Origin of the sequence: Paenalcaligenes sp. Me52 (genome assembly GCF_050487965.1) — a bacterium.
In the GTDB taxonomy this organism is placed as follows: Bacteria; Pseudomonadota; Gammaproteobacteria; order Burkholderiales; family Burkholderiaceae_B; genus Paenalcaligenes.
Genome location: NZ_JBKQFO010000054.1, coordinates 1 through 565, shown reverse-complemented (window position 1 = coordinate 565; position 565 = coordinate 1). Strand labels below are relative to the sequence as shown.

The following is a 565-nucleotide window of genomic DNA, read 5'->3' as shown; positions in this document are numbered from 1 at the left end:
TCTCATAATCGGTGGAGCTGCATGACAAAGTCATCGGGCATTATCTGAACATAAAACACTATCAATAAGTTGGAGTCATTACCTACAACGTTTATCGACCTCACACGAACAACGATGGTTTACCGCCTTGCTTACATGAAGAAAAGTGGAAACAGGTTATTCCGGTGTCCTGATTTTGTGAACCACTACAATAATCCTTTTTCACAGACTTGTCAGCAGCCAGCATTTATGTTCTTTTACCTGCGGGAATTTATCCGTCTGCCTGTCGGGACTACTCTGTCATACAGAAATCAGGTAGGAATAAATTGTAGTGGAAAGTCGATGTTTACCGGATGACTGATGCGCGCTTGTACACAGACAGTGTGTTTCAGTAATATGGAAAATAATGAAATGAATAACACAGACACATTAGAAAAAATAATCAGACACCAAAAAAACAAAGACCCCGCATATCCCTTTCGGGAACATTTGTTGATGCAGCTCTGTATTCGCACAAATAAAAGAATGCAGGATAATATATCTGAATTTCTGGGGGTGTATGGAATAAATCACTCAGCATATATGG

Annotated in this window: 2 pseudogenes; both read left to right on the top strand. The window is 39.6% G+C overall.

Features of this window, described 5'->3' with window-relative positions:
• Positions 1-8: 8 nt before the first annotated feature.
• Positions 9-68 (top strand): annotated as a pseudogene (locus tag ACLO87_RS16940) (IS1 family transposase); the annotation flags it as partial.
• Between the two features lie 271 nt (positions 69-339).
• A pseudogene (gene papX / locus ACLO87_RS16935) lies at positions 340-565 on the top strand (HTH-type transcriptional regulator PapX); the annotation flags it as partial.